14 protein-coding genes are annotated in these 12,206 nt (G+C 64.3%); 5 read left to right on the forward strand and 9 right to left on the reverse strand.

Annotated features, from left to right (window positions below; all coding sequences use genetic code 11):
* From VN004_RS05530 to VN004_RS05540, 3 genes are all read left to right on the forward strand, one after another.
* The coding region (locus VN004_RS05530; protein ID WP_414710234.1) for a MarR family winged helix-turn-helix transcriptional regulator at nt 1-274 on the forward strand (274 nt) is incomplete at its 5' end.
* Nucleotides 275-365: 91 nt separating this feature from the next.
* Nucleotides 366-998, forward strand: coding sequence for a maleylacetoacetate isomerase (gene maiA, locus VN004_RS05535; RefSeq protein ID WP_325607812.1), 633 nt, complete (start codon nt 366-368; stop codon nt 996-998).
* Nucleotides 999-1,030: 32 nt separating this feature from the next.
* Nucleotides 1,031-1,951 (forward strand): DMT family transporter, encoded by a 921-nt coding sequence (locus VN004_RS05540; RefSeq protein ID WP_325607814.1) that lies wholly within the window; start codon nt 1,031-1,033, stop codon nt 1,949-1,951.
* A 102-nt stretch (nt 1,952-2,053) separates the two neighbouring features.
* Here VN004_RS05540 and VN004_RS05545 read toward each other — a convergent pair whose 3' ends face one another.
* On the reverse strand, nt 2,054-2,521 hold the full coding sequence (locus tag VN004_RS05545; protein ID WP_325607816.1) for a hypothetical protein: 468 nt from the start codon (nt 2,519-2,521) through the stop codon (nt 2,054-2,056).
* On the opposite strand from VN004_RS05545, the gene VN004_RS05550 reads away from it, so the two are divergent.
* A complete protein-coding gene (locus VN004_RS05550) occupies nt 2,501-3,193 on the forward strand; it encodes a DUF2865 domain-containing protein (protein WP_325607818.1) in 693 nt (230 codons plus the stop codon). The genes VN004_RS05545 and VN004_RS05550 overlap by 21 nt on opposite strands.
* Before the next feature lie 82 nt (nt 3,194-3,275).
* On the opposite strand, the gene VN004_RS05555 is transcribed toward VN004_RS05550, so the two are convergent.
* The 8 genes from VN004_RS05555 to rpiA form a co-directional block, all read right to left on the reverse strand.
* Complete coding sequence (locus VN004_RS05555) at nt 3,276-5,012, reverse strand: NAD+ synthase (protein ID WP_325607820.1); 1,737 nt, start codon at nt 5,010-5,012, stop codon at nt 3,276-3,278.
* 43 nt (nt 5,013-5,055) lie between these two features.
* Nucleotides 5,056-5,415, reverse strand: a complete 360-nt coding sequence (locus tag VN004_RS05560) for a diacylglycerol kinase (protein ID WP_325607822.1) — start codon at nt 5,413-5,415, stop codon at nt 5,056-5,058.
* Nucleotides 5,416-5,445: 30 nt separating this feature from the next.
* Nucleotides 5,446-5,685, reverse strand: a complete 240-nt coding sequence (locus VN004_RS05565) for a hypothetical protein (RefSeq protein WP_325607824.1) — start codon at nt 5,683-5,685, stop codon at nt 5,446-5,448.
* Nucleotides 5,686-6,020: 335 nt separating this feature from the next.
* The gene (locus VN004_RS05570) at nt 6,021-7,409 is read right to left on the reverse strand and encodes a class II 3-deoxy-7-phosphoheptulonate synthase (RefSeq protein WP_325607826.1); all 1,389 of its coding nucleotides are present in this window, start codon (nt 7,407-7,409) and stop codon (nt 6,021-6,023) included.
* Between the two features lie 179 nt (nt 7,410-7,588).
* Nucleotides 7,589-8,722, reverse strand: coding sequence for a transporter substrate-binding domain-containing protein (locus tag VN004_RS05575; RefSeq protein ID WP_325607828.1), 1,134 nt, complete (start codon nt 8,720-8,722; stop codon nt 7,589-7,591).
* Between the two features lie 107 nt (nt 8,723-8,829).
* Nucleotides 8,830-10,215, reverse strand: coding sequence for a glutathione-disulfide reductase (gene gor / locus VN004_RS05580; protein WP_325607830.1), 1,386 nt, complete (start codon nt 10,213-10,215; stop codon nt 8,830-8,832).
* Nucleotides 10,216-10,236: 21 nt separating this feature from the next.
* Nucleotides 10,237-10,746: a DUF2059 domain-containing protein gene (locus VN004_RS05585; protein WP_325607832.1), complete on the reverse strand. Its 510-nt coding sequence runs from the start codon at nt 10,744-10,746 to the stop codon at nt 10,237-10,239.
* Nucleotides 10,747-10,775: 29 nt separating this feature from the next.
* Nucleotides 10,776-11,483: a ribose-5-phosphate isomerase RpiA gene (rpiA, locus tag VN004_RS05590; RefSeq protein WP_325607834.1), complete on the reverse strand. Its 708-nt coding sequence runs from the start codon at nt 11,481-11,483 to the stop codon at nt 10,776-10,778.
* Between the two features lie 128 nt (nt 11,484-11,611).
* Between rpiA and gph the strand changes: the two genes are divergently transcribed.
* Nucleotides 11,612-12,206, forward strand: a 595-nt coding sequence (gph, locus tag VN004_RS05595; RefSeq protein ID WP_325607836.1) for a phosphoglycolate phosphatase, incomplete at its 3' end; no start/stop codon positions are given.

The raw sequence follows: 12,206 nt of genomic DNA on the forward strand, positions 1-12,206 counted from the left end.
GACCAAGGTGTCGCGTGCGGTGGCGCTGCTTGAGAAACGCAACCTCGTTGTGCGCCGCGTCAATCGGTCCGACCTGCGCGAGGCCTTCTTGTCGCTGACGCCCGAAGGGCGCGCGATCTACAACGACCTCGCTCCCGGCGCGATCGATTTCGCCCGGCACCTCACCGAGGCGATCGACCCGGCGGATCGCGAAGCATTCGCGCGCGCATTGCAGCAGCTGATCAAGCGAGCAAAGCCGCTGGCGGAACAGGCCATCGCCGATCCCGACAGGTAGCGCATAGCGGCATCGCGGGGCCGGGACTGGACAAGCCGGGCGGCTTCAAGTTTGTTCGCGCAACACTTGCCGTTTGCCGCCGGGGGACACCGTGAAACTGTATGGCTATTTCCGCTCATCCGCAGCCTATCGGGTGCGCATCGCGTTGAATCTGAAAGATCAGCCCTACGAGACGGTATCGATTCATCTCACGCGCGATGGCGGCAAGCACCTGACGCCGGAATACCGCGCCATCAATCCGCAGATGCGGGTTCCCGCGCTGACGCTGTCGAACGGCGAGACCATCATCCAGTCGCTCGCAATCATGGAATATCTGGAAGAGGTGTGTCCGGACCCGGCCCTGTTGCCCGTCGACGCCCTGGAGCGCGCGCATGTGCGCGCCGTCTGCGAGATCATCGCCTGTGACATTCACCCCTTGAACAATCTCGTGACATTGAATGCCCTGAAAAAGCTCGGCCATGACCAGGCGACGGTCGACGACTGGTATCGCTCCTGGGTGATCGCCGGCTTCGAGGCGATCGAGCCGCTGTTGAAACCCGGCCCCTATGCATTCGGATCGCGGGTTACCATGGCCGATGTCTGCCTGATCCCGCAGATCTTCAATGCGCGCCGGTTCAAGACGCCGCTCGACCGGTTCCCGAAAATCCTGGCGGTCGACGCCGCCTGTGCGAAACTCGAGGCCTTCGAGAAGGCGAAGCCCGAAAACCAGCCGGACGCCGAATAGGCGTCGCCGGTCAACAACAGGCGAACCCGCACGTGCCGCAACAGAACATTGTTCGCGTCATCCTCTGGATGACCGGCACGCTAATGTCCTTCTCGGTCATGGCGATTTCGATCCGCCTTCTGGCCGGGAAGCTGACCGTGTTCGAGATTCTCGCGGTTCGCGGTTTCGGCGCGCTGTTGATCCTCTCCTCGATCCTTCTGATGCGTCCGGGGCTGTGGCCGGCCCTTCGCACGCGGCGCATCCCGATGCATTTCTTCCGCTCGGCAGTGCACTTCGCGGGGCAATATTGCTGGGCGACCGCGCTGACGCTCCTGCCCTTCGCGACCGTCTTCGCACTCGAATTCACGCTGCCGGTCTGGGCGCTGATCCTTGCGGTGGTGGCGCTTGGCGAAAAGCTCACAACGGGCCGCATCGTGGTGATCATCCTCGGCTTCATCGGATGCCTCGTCATCCTGCGGCCCGGACTCATCGCGTTTCAGCCGGCCTCGATCCTGGTCCTGCTCTGCTCGTTCTTCTATGCGGTGTTCAACGTCGCCACCAAGCAGATGACCAAGACCGAAACGACCTTCGGCATCGTGTTCTGGATGAATCTCCTCCAGTTCCCGATGGCCTTGGCCGGGAGCGATCCCTTGTTCGTCCTGCGCCTGGAGTCCTGGCAAATCCTGCCGATCATTGGCGTCGGCACGGCGGGCCTCTTTGCGCATTACTGCATGGCGCGTGCGTTCCGCTACGGCGATGCCAGTCTGGTGATCCCGCTCGACTTCCTGCGGGTTCCGCTGATCGCTCTGGTGGGCTACCTGTTCTTCGGCGAATCCGTGGACGCGCTGGTGTTCGTGGGTGCGGGGATCATCCTCGCCGGCATCATCTGGAACCTCCGGCAGGAGGCGATGGACGCCCGCAACGTCGCCCTGCCTGAGGACGAGGGAGAGCCCGAGCCGCGACAGCTTCTCTAGAGTTTTTTGCGGGTTTACGGCGCTAATTCGGGTTTGATAACCATCCCGTCGCCGCATTTCCGGGGCAAGGGTCTCGCGGTCGGTGGGGAATTCATGACACGTCTAGTCCGTCCTTGCGGTCTCGCAGCCTTGGCGCTTGCCGCCAGCCTTTCGTCTGCAACTGCCCAACAACCATTGCCGCCGCCCGCCTATCCGCCGTCCGGCGCGACGATCAGCGGCCGCGACCAAAGCTGCCAGCGGCTGGAAGCCCAGCTTGCCGCGCTTGGATCCGGCGCCGATTCGGCCAGAGCGGATCAGATTCGGCGCATGGAGGAGACGATTGGCCGCCAGCAGGCCGAACTCGATCGGACCGAGGCTCAGGCCCGTCGGCAGGGCTGTGAGCAGAGCGGATTTTTCCAGCTCTTCGGCGGCCTCGGGCGGGCCGAGCAATGCGGCCCCCTCAACACCCGGATTCAGCAGATGCGGGCGAACCTTGCCCGCGCGCAAGGCGACCTGCAGCAGCTCCAGGGCGCCAACACGAACATGCAGCGCGAGGGTCAGCGCCGAGCCGTGCTGAACGCGCTCGCGCAAAACGATTGCGGACCGCAATATCGCGCCCAGGCGGCGCAGGCCGCACGCGCCGCGCCCGGCAATTTCTTCGAGCAATTGTTCGGCGGACCGGGTTCGACCTCCGCGCCCGAACAGGATACCGGGATGGGCAGCGGATACCGCACCGTCTGCGTGCGGACCTGTGACGGCTACTTCTTCCCGATCTCGTTCTCGACCTCGCAGGACCGGTTCCACGAGGACGAAATGACCTGTCAGCGCATGTGTCCCGCGGCCGAGGTCATGCTGTTCTCACATCGCAATCCTGGCGAGGACATGAACCAGGCGGTGTCGAATACCGGACAGCTCTACACGCAGATTCCGAACGCCTTCAAATACAAGACGTCCTGGGACGCCTCCTGCACCTGCAAGGCGCCCGGCGAGAGCTGGGCCAACGCGGTCAAGGATGATCCGAACGCGCCTACGGCTCCCGGTCAGGGCGACATCGTCGTCACCGAAGAGCGCGCGAAGATCATGAATGCGCCGCGCGATGCCAAGGGCCGCCCGATCCTGCCGCCCGGTCAGTCTTCGCAGAAAAAGGGCGCGCCGGCGTCGACCGCCGCGGCAGCTCCAGCTCCACCGCCCGAGCCGGTTGACCCGAACGCACCGAAGAAACCGATCCGCTCGGTCGGACCGAAATTCCTGCCGACCGATTGACGGCTGCGCGTTTAGCAAACGTCGTCGCGGGGGCGTGCTGCTCCCCGCAAAACCGCCTGCGCCACGCGCCCGGCGTTGAAGATCAGAAGTCGATGGATTCGGACGCCGTCGGGGTGCCGCTGACAAGTGCGGTATCCGGCTTTGGCAGAGGCGTACCCGGATCGCGGAACTTGTTGGTGATCGGATAGCGACGATCGCGGCCAAACCCGCGCAACGTCACCTTGACGCCGGGCGCGGCCTGGCGGCGCTTGTATTCGGAAAGATTGAGCATGCGATCGACCCGCGTCACGGTCGCGGCATCGAAGCCAGCCGCAACGATCTCGGCGATCGGTTGCTCCTTCTCGACCAGCCGCTCCAGAATGTCATCGAGGATGTCGTAGGGCGGCAGCGAATCCTGATCCTTCTGGTTTTCGCGCAGTTCGGCGGTCGGCGCACGGGTGATGATGTTTTCGGGGATGACGACGCCGTCCGGACCAAGGGCGCCTTCTGGCTTCCAGACATTGCGCAGCCGGGACAGGCGATAGACTTCGGTCTTGTAGAGATCCTTGACCGGATTGAAGCCGCCATTCATGTCGCCATACAGCGTTGCGTAGCCGGCCGACATCTCCGACTTGTTGCCGGTGGTCACGACCATCAGACCGTATTTGTTCGAGAGCGCCATGATGATGGTGCCGCGCGCACGCGCCTGAAGATTTTCTTCGGTTACGTCGCGCGGCAGGCCTGCGAACAGCGGCTCGAGCGATTTCTCCAGACCTGTGACCGCAGGCTCGATGGGCAAAATGTCGTATCGGACACCAAGCGCTTTCGCGGCGGCCGCCGCATCCTTCAGGGAATCCTGCGAAGTGAATTTGTAGGGCAGCATCACGGTGCGCACGCGGTCCGGCCCGATCGCGTCGACCGACAACGCAGCGACCAGAGCGGAATCGATCCCGCCCGAAAGTCCAAGCACCACGCCCGGAAAGCCGTTCTTGCCGACATAATCGCGCAAGCCCAGCATGCAGGCGGTGTAATCGGCCTTCTCCTGCGACAGGAGCTGTGCAATCTCGCCGGGCTCGCAATGCCAGCCGTCCCCGCTGCGCCGCCAATGCGTTGTGACCAAAGCTTCCGAAAAGGCCGGGAGCTGCACCGCCAGCGACGCATCCGCATTCAAAACGAACGAGGCGCCTTCGAAGACCAGTTCGTCCTGTCCGCCGATCTGATTGAGATAGATCAGCGGCAACCCGGTTTCCTTGACGCGCGCGACAGCGACGCTGAGACGCTGGTCCACCACCCCGCGCCGGTATGGCGAGCCATTCGGCACAAGCAGGATTTCGCCGCCGGTCTCGGCGATGCACTCGGCCGGCTCCGGGCCCCAGATGTCTTCACAGATGGGCACGCCGAGCCGCACGCCGCGAAAATTCACCGGACCCGGCAGCGGACCTATGGCGAAGACGCGCTTCTCGTCGAACACGCCGTAATTCGGAAGATCGACCTTGTAGCGGAGCGCCGCGATCCGTCCGCGATCCAGAAGGGCGACGGCATTATACAGCTTGCCGCCGTCGAGCCAGGGCGTGCCGACGATCATCGCCGGGCCGCCGTCGGCCGTCTCGCGCGCGAGGTCCTCGATCGCGGCGCGACAGGCGGCCTGGAATGCCGGTTTCAGCACCAGATCCTCCGGCGGATAGCCGGCGATGAACAATTCCGGGAACAGGATCAGATCGGCGTGCCTCGCCCGATCGCGCACCGCGCGCACCTTGGCCGCGTTGCCGGTCACGTCCCCGACGACGGGATTGATCTGGGCTAGGGCGATGGCCAGCGTATCGACGGGACGATTGTTCATGTCCTGTGCATAGCCCGGTCCGGCCGCAACCCGCAATGCGAGCCTAGCGGAGGAGTTCCGCGACCCGCTCGAAAATCGCCAGAAGCCAGACCGCGCCCGCGACCAGGAGCGTCAATCCGACGGCCGCCGACCCCATGTCCTTCACGCGGCCGATGACGGGGTCGTGCTCCAGCGTGATCCGGTCGGCGAGTTTCTCGATGGCGGTGTTGAGCAACTCGGCGATCATCACCGCCAGCACCGCGGCAATGAGAGCGAGCGCCATCCAGAGGCTGCTCGCGACAAAGACTGCAAGCGGCACCGCGAGCACGAGCGCAAACAATTCCTGCTGGAAGGCGGCTTCGCTCGCCGTTGCGGCCCGCAGACCGTTCATGGTGTTGAGTGTCGCCCGCCAGATCCGCTGCATCACGCGCCCTCCCCTCGCCGGACCTTAATCTCAAAAATCCGAATCGCATCGCTCAATTCTTGTCATGCCCTGCGAAGGCGCGGCATCCAGGAAACTCTCGAAACGGTCGTGTCCGCCGGATCGCCCGCTTGCGCGGGCGATGACGGCGAGAGAGCGGCTGCTTCTGCGAATTGAATACGCCTTGGCGGCGCGCGGCGGGCGGCGCTTGCGGCTCAACGATGTCGATCGGATCTCTGGTCCGGCGTTCGCGATCGCGATCATGGCCAGCATGATCGCGATCGCAGAACCCGCATGGCTCGAGAATTTCTCTGAGCCACGATGACGCCCCCTGCAGGACCGTGCACGTTGCCCGTGCATCTGCAGCCAATATCGATTCAAATTGTCTGCAATTCCTTTCCGCCCCGCCAGCAAGGCGCAGCGCTCATGTGCAGCGTTAACAGCGGGAAAATTTTGCGCGCAACCGCTGCGGGACGCCGTCGAAAACCGCTGCAAATCAAGGGGTTTCCGCGTCAATCCTTTCTTCAGCATGCGGCGAAAGGCAACGCGGCCACGCGGGACATGCGCGTGGTCCGCTTGTCTCTGAGACGCAAACCCGATTTTCGCCGTTACAGCCCGGCGACTGCGGGCATCGGCCTGGCCTGCGCGTCGCGCTCCTTCTTCAGCAATTCCGCAACCAGGAACGCCATGTCGATCGACTGTTCGGCGTTGAGGCGCGGATCGCAGAAGGTGTGGTAACGATCGTTCAGGTCCGCATCGGTAATCGCGCGGGCGCCGCCGGTGCACTCGGTCACGTTCTGGCCGGTCATCTCCAGATGCACGCCGCCGGCATAAGTCCCTTCGGCCGCATGGACGGCGAAGAACTCCTTCACCTCGTTGAGGATCCGGTCGAACGGCCGCGTCTTGTAGCCCGACACCGAACTGATGGTGTTGCCGTGCATCGGATCGCAGGACCAGACCACCGCCTTGCCTTCGCGTTGCACCGCACGGATCAGCGCCGGCAGATGCTCGCCGACCTTCTCGGCGCCGAAACGGCCGATCAGCGTCAGACGCCCCGGCTCGTTGTCGGGATTGAGGATGTCGATCAGGCGGATCAGCTCATCGGGCTTGAGCGAGGGTCCGCATTTCAGGCCGATCGGGTTCTTGATGCCGCGGCAGAATTCGACATGCGCGTGATCGGGCTGGCGGGTGCGATCGCCGATCCAGACCATGTGACCGGACGTGCAGTACCAGTCGCCGCTCGTTGAATCGACGCGCGTCATCGCCTCCTCGAAGCCGAGCAGCAAGGCCTCGTGGCTCGTATAGATGTCGGTCGTCCGCAATTCGGGATGGCTCGAGAGATCGAGACCGCAGGCGCGCATGAAGCCGAGCGCCTCGGAAATCCGATCCGCCAGTTCGGCGTAGCGGCGGGCCTGCGGCGAATCCTTGACGAAGCCGAGCATCCATTGATGCACGGTCGCGAGATTGGCGTAGCCGCCATGGGCGAAGGCGCGCAAAAGGTTGAGGGTCGCCGCCGATTGGCGATAGGCCTCGATCTGCCGGCGCGGATCGGGAATGCGCGCTTCCGGCGTGAAGTCGTTGCCGTTGATGATGTCGCCGCGATAGCTCGGCAGCTCGACGTCGCCCCGCTTCTCGGTCGGCGAGGAGCGCGGCTTGGCGAACTGACCGGCGATGCGTCCGACCTTCACCACGGGCGAGCCGCCGGCAAAGGTCAGCACCACCGCCATCTGGAGGAAGACGCGGAAGAAATCGCGGATGTTGTTGGGGCCATGCTCGGCGAAGCTTTCGGCGCAATCGCCGCCCTGCAGCAGGAAAGCATCGCCGGTGCATACGCGCGCCAGCGCCTTCTTCAGGTTGCGGGCCTCACCTGCAAAAACCAGCGGCGGAAAGCTTGCGAGCTGCTTCTCCACGGCCGTGAGGGCCGCCTTGTCCGGATAATCCGGCACCTGCACGATCGGCTTCTTGCGCCAGCTGTCGGGCGTCCAACGCTCGGCCATAACTCCAACTCCCGCGGCTTCCGGCCGCCTCATGGTCTCTCGGGCGCCTTATAGCGGGACTTTCCCGCCTTCGCCATCACGGCAGACGACCCGATCGCGTGATCGCGGACATAGCTGCCGGGATCAGTCGCGCAGCCTGGCAGACCGGTTCAACCGCCTCGGGGCAAGGCCACACCCGATTACTGGCTCTTGTTGCCGAGATAGCGGAACAGCGTATCGCCCCACCAGGTGCTGCGCACCTCGTTCAGAAGACTGACGCTGATCGGCTTGCGGAGCGGGCTGCCGGGCGGAAGCGCAAAGGCATAATGCTGCTGGTCGAAGGTCACGTCGAGCAGCTGGACCCGCGACCCGAAATCCTCGTTGATGAGCCAGGCGAGCAGCGGCCGGTCATAGACGAAGGCGTCCAGCTTGCCATCGCGGACCGCCTGAAGCCCGTCCTTCGCGGTCGGATAGCTGTCGAAGCGGATGCGCAGCCTCGTGAGCGTGTCCTCCGTCGACGAACCGCTGACGGCCCCGACCTTCACCTTCGACAGGTCCGTGACACCGGCGACGGTGCCTTGCAGCTGACGCACGGTCAGCGCCGACGTGATGCCTGCGGTGAACACCGCAATGGCGATGATTGAACCCACCATCCAGAGCATGGCGACGAAGCGGCCGGGCACCGTCCGCGGTCCCTGGTGGCCAATGCCGCGCTGGGTCATGGCGACCGTCGTCCACCACACACTGGAGCTCAGACCCTTCGTGACACTCCCGCCGAATTCCTCGTTGTGGCGGCGCTCCAGGAGCCAGACGACGAGCCCCACCAGCAGTGCGAGCCCGATCAGCGCCACCACCGCCTGCAGAAAGCTGAACGAGGTCAGTGCCCGCATCACCGGCGCCCAGCTTGCAACAAGGCCGCTCGCGGGCACCACGATGCCGAGCCCGGTCCCGTAGAATGCGGAGGTGAAATCGAGGACCTCCTCGCGTCCCGCGGTCACGGTCAGCGCCGCCACCGCTATGTCGACCTTGCCCTTCGCGACCGCATCGATCAGCGCGGGAACGCTGTCCTCTTCCTGGAAGCGGTATTTGAGATTCTGCTTGTCCGCGATGCGACGCCAGAGATCGACGCTGATCCCGCTCCATTCGCCGGACGGCGACTTCATGGAGAAGGGAGCGGCTTCCTTGGTGCCGACGACAATCTCGCGCTGCGTGAGCTTGTCGAGATCGCCCGGCGGCGTGCCGCCCTGCGCATAGGCGGCAAGGGCCGTGACCGAGCAGACCGCGATCACCACCGCATGCCAGCCGAGCAGTCGGCTCTGAATTCGCTGCCGCATGGTTCTCCGCGACACACCGACCCCGATCAAGGGTCAAAGTTCCCTACCACAAGACGGAGTCGGACAAGAGGCCCGGTCGCCCCAAATGGACAGGCCGGGGGCCCGCCCTATTCCGCGGCCTCGCGGACATAGCTCGCGGCCTTGGTCCGCATCGTGACCAGTTCCTCGGCGGCGGTCGGATGAACGGCCATGACCCGGTCGAAATCGGCCTTGGTGGCGTTCATCTTGATGGCGATCCCGACCAGCTGGATCATCTCGCCCGCATCCGGGCCGACGATGTGGCAGCCGAGCACCCGGTCGCTTTCGCCGTCGACGACGAGCTTGAAGAAGCAGCGCGTGTCGCGGCCGGCGAGCGTCATCTTCATCGCACGGAAGCTCGACTTGTAAATGTCGACATGGCGATAGCGTTCGCGCGCCTCGGTCTCGGTGAGACCGATCACGCCGACTTCCGGTTCGGAAAAGACCGCCGTCGGAATGTCCGAGTGATCCACCACGGTCTCGCGGCCGCCGAACACGGTATCGGCGAAGGCGTGACCCTCGCGGATCGCGACCGGGGTGAGATTGACGCGGTCGGTGACGTCGCCGACCGCGTAGATGTTCGGTACCGATGTGCGCGAAAACCGGTCGACCTTGATCGCGCCCTTGTCGTTGAGCTCAACGCCGGCCTGTTCGAGTCCGAGACCCGCGACGTTCGGACGGCGGCCGGTCGCGAACATCACCTTGTCGACCATCACCGTTTCGTGGTCCGACAGCGACACGCACAGCCCGTGATCGACCTTCTCGACGGCCTCCACCAGCCGCCGCGTCAGAATCCTGATGCCGCGCTTCTCCATCTCCGTGCGCAGATGTTCGCGCACGTCATCGTCGAAGCCGCGCAGGATATTGTCGCCGCGATAGACCAGCGTCACCTCGGAGCCGAGACCGCGGAAGATTCCCGCAAACTCGACCGCGATATAGCCGCCGCCCTGGATCAGGATGCGGCGCGGCAGGGCTTCCAGATCGAGTGCCTCGTTCGACGAGATGACATGCTCGAGGCCAGCGATATCGGCTCCGGGATGCGGCCAGCCGCCGGTCGCAATCAGGATGGTCCGCGCACGAATGATCTCGCCGGTCGCGACCAGCCTCACCCGATGGGCGTCTTCAAGGACCGCCCTGCTCCGGACGATCTTGACCTTGGAGCGCTCGAGATTGGCGACATACGCACTCTCGAGGCGTGCGATTTCGCGATCCTTGTTGGCGATCAGCGTCGGCCAGTCGAACACCGGTTTCGGCACGGTCCAGCCATAGCCCGCCGCGTCCTCGAAATCGTCGGCAAAGCGCGCGGCATAGACGAGGAGCTTCTTCGGCACGCAGCCGCGGATCACGCAGGTGCCGCCCACCCGATATTCTTCGGCAACCGTGACACGGGCGCCATGATTGGCGGCAATGCGCGCAGCCCGCACGCCGCCGGAGCCGGCACCGATAACGAAAAGATCGACGTCGAAGTCGTTCATCTGGGCCCGTGCCGCGTCACATCAGAACGGATGACCGCGCTTTCTGAGTTCGGCGCGAAAACGCTGCAGGACTTCGTCATTGAGTTTGACCGCCCAGTCCTGCGCGGCCGCCATCGAGCGATCGACGAAATTGGGCTCCTCGGTCAGGATTTTCTTGCCGAGCGGAGACTTGTAGAAGGCAATGGTGTCCTTCATCTCCTGCTCCGTGAAACGCGTCGCGTAGATCTTGGCGATCTCCTCGCGCAACACGGCGAGCCGCGGCGCAAACTCCTTGCGCAGATCGTTGCCGATGGCATCCACGTCCTTGAACAGGTTCGGATTCATCTGCAGCAGCGTCGCCTTCGACTTTTCGACCACGCCCGGAATCACGGTTTCGAAAATCTGCAGCGAACCCTTGATGTCGAGGATTTCGTTGGCGAGCGCCATGGAGCTCTTGCTGGGCTGTTGCGCGGAAGCTGCCATCGGCATTGCCGAAACGACCAGTGCAGCAAGACCAGCCGCGACCCAACGTACCAGCGCTTGAACGCTCATGGAAAAAACTCCTGTCAGTCTTTGAGATATCACGATCCGCTGTGCCGTTCGATCACGCGGATTCCGGACGGGCCGGCAATGATGGCGGTCCCGGCCAGGCGGAGAAACAGTCCGTGTTCGACGACCCCCGGAATGGCGACGAGCGCTTGGGCGAGCGCGTGAGGGTCCGGAATGAGGCCAACATGTGCATCGACGATGCGATGACCGCCATCGGTGACAAAAGCGTGGCCGTCGGATCGCATCCGCGTGTTCAACTTGGCAGGCAGGCCGAGCCTTTCCAGCGCCTCACCGATCGCGAGCGCGGTTGCGCCCATGCCGAAGGGGACGATTTCGATCGGCAGGGGAAAGGCGCCGAGCGTGCGCACGAGTTTCGATTCGTCGGCGATCACGACCATGTGCGCTGATGCGGAGGCCACGATCTTTTCGCGCAGGAGAGCGCCGCCGCCGCCCTTGATCAAGGCGAGGTCCGGGCCGACCTCGTCGGCGCCGTCCACGGTCAGATCGAGCCGTGGCGTCTCTTCAAGCGTCGTCAGCGGCACTCCGACGCGCCGCGCATCGGCCTCGGTCGCCTCCGAGGTCGGAACGCCGATCACATCGAGGCCCGCCCGGACCCGCTCGCCGAGAAGCTCGACGAAATGACGCGCTGTCGAACCGGTGCCGAGGCCAAGCCGCATTCCGGGACGGACATAATCGAGGGCGCGGGCGGCCGCCTGTCTTTTCAGGGCGTCGGAGGTCATGCGGGCGGGATATGTCCGTGTAGTCGAACCGGCCGACTGTCTACCCCCGTTCCGTCCCGGAACCTAGCCCCCTGGCCGGTCTGTCCCGAAACCTTGATTTCACGGCAGCGACACCGTAGCCCGGACGGATGCTGACCGCCCCCCCGCGCGCCATTGTTGTGTTCGACCTCGACGGCACTCTGGTCGACACCGCACCCGACCTTATTCACACCCTCAATGCAGTTCTTGAGAGCGAAAATTTTCCCGTCGTGCCGTTCGAGACCGCACGGTCAATGATCGGTGGCGGCATTCGCGCGCTGCTTGAGCGAGCACTCGCCGAATCCGGGCAATGTCCCGGAGAGGCTGCGATGGACGCGCTGTTCGCGCGATACATCAGACGCTATCAGGACCACATCGCCGATCACTCCCGGCCCTATCCGGGGCTGGCGGGCGCGCTCGATCGTCTCAGCGCTCATGGCTTCACGCTGGCGGTCTGCACCAACAAATACGAATCCCTTGCGGTGCGCCTGCTCGACAAACTCGGACTGACTGCGCGCTTCGCTGCGATTTGCGGGCAGGACACGTTCGCGGTGAAAAAGCCGGATCCGGATGCGCTCCGGCTGACGATCGCCCGCGCCGGCGGCGATGCCGCGCATGCGATCATGGTCGGCGATTCCGAGACCGACATTCATGTCGCGCGTGCTGCGGGAATCCCGGTCGTCGGCGTCGATTTCGGCTATGCGC

This window comes from Pseudorhodoplanes sp. (genome assembly GCF_035565855.1).
In the GTDB taxonomy this organism is placed as follows: domain Bacteria; phylum Pseudomonadota; class Alphaproteobacteria; order Rhizobiales; family Xanthobacteraceae; genus Pseudorhodoplanes.